Origin of the sequence: Sphingobium sp. ba1, assembly GCF_000743655.1 — a bacterium.
In the GTDB taxonomy this organism is placed as follows: Bacteria; Pseudomonadota; Alphaproteobacteria; order Sphingomonadales; family Sphingomonadaceae; genus Sphingobium.
Genome location: NZ_JPPQ01000006.1, coordinates 307,741 through 310,252, shown reverse-complemented (window position 1 = coordinate 310,252; position 2,512 = coordinate 307,741). Strand labels below are relative to the sequence as shown.

The following is a 2,512-nucleotide window of genomic DNA, read 5'->3' as shown; positions in this document are numbered from 1 at the left end:
CGCTGCCCGGTGGACAGCATACGGACGGGCACATCGGCGAGGCGGGTCAGCGCAAGCGCGTCAAGTGCGGCCGACACCGCGTCCGGCCCGGCCCGGTCTAGTTGCGCCCAGAAGGCGAGCGCCGTGGCGAGGGGCAGGTCCATGTCCAGCGCCAGCCGCTCGTCGGTGAGCGCAATGCCACCGCGCCGATCGACCGTGCCGGCAAAGGCGGGGAGCAGCCCGGCGCACAGGCGCAGGAGGCTGGATTTGCCGATGCCATTGGGGCCGGTCAACAACGCGCTCTCGCCTGGTCCCAGCGTCAGGCTGACGCCGCGAAACAGCATCCGTCCGCCGCGCAGGCAGGCGACATCGGTCAGCCGCAAGGCCGCGTCACTCATGACCCGACCATATCCTCCAGCACATGCATGTCGAGGTCCGACAGGCCGAAATGATGGCCGATTTCATGCACCACGACATGGGTGATGAGGGCATCGAGCGGGACGCCGGTTTCGACCCATTCGTCGAGCAGGGGGCGGCGATAAAGATGGACGGTCGGCGGGGTGTCGCCGGTCTGCGGCTCATGCCCCACGGGGCGGCCGGTATAGAGGCCGGTCAGGCCATAGGGATCGCCGATCTCCATCTCCTTCAGGATCGCCGGATCGGCAAATTCCTCGACGAACAGCACGACGTCGGACAAATGATCGCGGAAGGTTTCAGGCAGGCGCGCCAGCGCGCCAAGCGCCAGCGTCTCGATCTCCTGGATCGTGGGGGCAAAGCGGGGCGGTTGACCATGATGCGACATGGCTGCCACATAAGCCAAAGCATATTAAGAGGATAGGGACATGATTGCCACATTGACGCAAGAACAGCGCGCCGCAGCCCTGGCCGAACTGCCCGAATGGACGGTGGTGGCCGAGCCGGACGGCATCAGCCGCCGCTTCGTATTCCGCGATTTCGTCGCGGCGTTCGGTTTCATGACGCGGGTGGCGATACTGGCGGAGAAGGCCGATCATCATCCCGAATGGTCGAACGTCTATAACCGGGTGGACATTGTTCTGACCACGCATGACGCCGGTGGCCTGTCGCAGCGCGACATCGACCTGGCGCGGGCGATCGACGGGTTGTTAGTATAGCCCAGCCTGTTTCGGCATGCGCTTTTCGATCTGATCCTCATAGCTGCGCAGGGCGGCGGTGACGGACGGATCGGCGGCGTAGCGCTGGCGCAGCAGCGCCAGTTTCGTATCGGTGCCGCGACACAAAGCGGCGATATTTTCCGCGATATAGGCGCGGCGTTCGGCGTCATAGGGCTCTTCGCCCCGGAAATGGTCGCAACTGTCGCGCGACACCATGAACTCGGTGACTTCGCGCGGGAAGGGCGCGGCGCTGGCGGCGACGTCCGAAGGGGGCAGGTCGAGCGGGAAATAGGGCGCGGGCTGGGCGCGGACCGTGACGGTCGGGGAAACCCGCGCCGGTGTGGCGGGTGGCGGCGTCGGCGCGGCCACGGGTTCGGGTGGCGGCGGGGTCGCATTGTCGGCGATTTGCGCCACGGCGGTCGGGACAACGCCATTGTCCGCCTGCGCCGTATCATCCGACGCGCGGCAGCCAGCGACCAGCGCCAGCAACATGATAATCGGCACCAGCACAACAGGCCTGCTCACCCGATTTCCTCCAGCAAGCTGGCGATCAATTCCGCGACATGCGGCAAGCGCGATTCTTCCTCGTCCAGGATCGCCAGAAACGCAGATCGCCTATAGGCGTGGACCCTGTCGGGCGAAAGGCGGCTTGCGGTGGGTATGGCCGAATTCACGATGTCCAGCAGCCGCTCGACCCCGTGGAGGCGACCCCAGAGATAGTCATTCTCCCGATAGGCGCGGCTGAAAAAAGCGCCGAAATTGTTGAATTCTATGCCTTTCAGCGTCGCCTGCGCGCCGCCTGCGCGGATGGCGGAACAGTCCTCGGGCGAAATCCGATCGACCTTGACCGGATCATATTCGTCCAGAGTGTCACCCTGGAGCAACGGTAAGGTGGCGATATCGGTGAAGGGAAAGCCGAGATAGGCGAGCAACATGGTGCGCCGTGCTGCCTTGGGGAGCGCGGCGAAGGCTTCGGCGAGCAGTGCGTCGGCCGAATCATCGCGGGCCTGAAGGTTGCGGGCCTGCGCTACGGCCTCCAGCGCAGCGGCGGCGTCGGTCGGCACCTGGCGCGCGGCGGCGATGACGGCGGGGCCGTGGAAATCGGCGTCCTCGCATTCGGCATAAAGGGCGAGGGCGGCGTAGATGGCGTCGTGCATGGCCTGCACCTCGACCGCTTCCACCGCGCTCTCGCGCTCCAGCGTTTCGGCGAGACGCCGCGCGAGGAAGCGGAGGCGGCGGATGCGGAAGGCAAGGTCGTGGGTGCGAAAGAAGGTGACCGGGGCGGAGGCGGAACCGCCATGGTCGGTCAATTGGTCCGCCCCGGTCGCGCGCACCTGCGCCCAGATCGCCCGGCGATAGGTTTCGCGCATCATTGCGCTGTCTTCGCCCGACAGGCGGAA

General features: G+C 66.1%; 5 protein-coding genes. 1 reads left to right on the top strand and 4 read right to left on the bottom strand.

Annotated features, from left to right (window positions below; genetic code table 11):
- Both IL54_RS01720 and IL54_RS01715 read right to left on the bottom strand, forming a co-directional pair.
- Positions 1 to 377, bottom strand: a 377-nt coding sequence (locus IL54_RS01720; RefSeq protein ID WP_037472569.1) for an ABC transporter ATP-binding protein, incomplete at its 3' end; no start/stop codon positions are given.
- Positions 374 to 781 (bottom strand): metallopeptidase family protein, encoded by a 408-nt coding sequence (locus IL54_RS01715; RefSeq protein ID WP_037472566.1) that lies wholly within the window; start codon positions 779 to 781, stop codon positions 374 to 376. The genes IL54_RS01720 and IL54_RS01715, both read right to left, overlap by 4 nt.
- A 40-nt stretch (positions 782 to 821) precedes the next feature.
- Between IL54_RS01715 and IL54_RS01710 the strand changes: the two genes are divergently transcribed.
- Complete coding sequence (locus tag IL54_RS01710) at positions 822 to 1,112, top strand: 4a-hydroxytetrahydrobiopterin dehydratase (RefSeq protein ID WP_037472453.1); 291 nt, start codon at positions 822 to 824, stop codon at positions 1,110 to 1,112.
- Here IL54_RS01710 and IL54_RS01705 read toward each other — a convergent pair.
- Positions 1,104 to 1,604 (bottom strand): hypothetical protein, encoded by a 501-nt coding sequence (locus IL54_RS01705; RefSeq protein WP_037472564.1) that lies wholly within the window; start codon positions 1,602 to 1,604, stop codon positions 1,104 to 1,106. The genes IL54_RS01710 and IL54_RS01705 overlap by 9 nt on opposite strands.
- A gap of 29 nt (positions 1,605 to 1,633) precedes the next feature.
- Positions 1,634 to 2,512: DUF3376 domain-containing protein (locus IL54_RS01700; RefSeq protein ID WP_156106059.1), on the bottom strand; the 879-nt coding region annotated here is incomplete at its 5' end.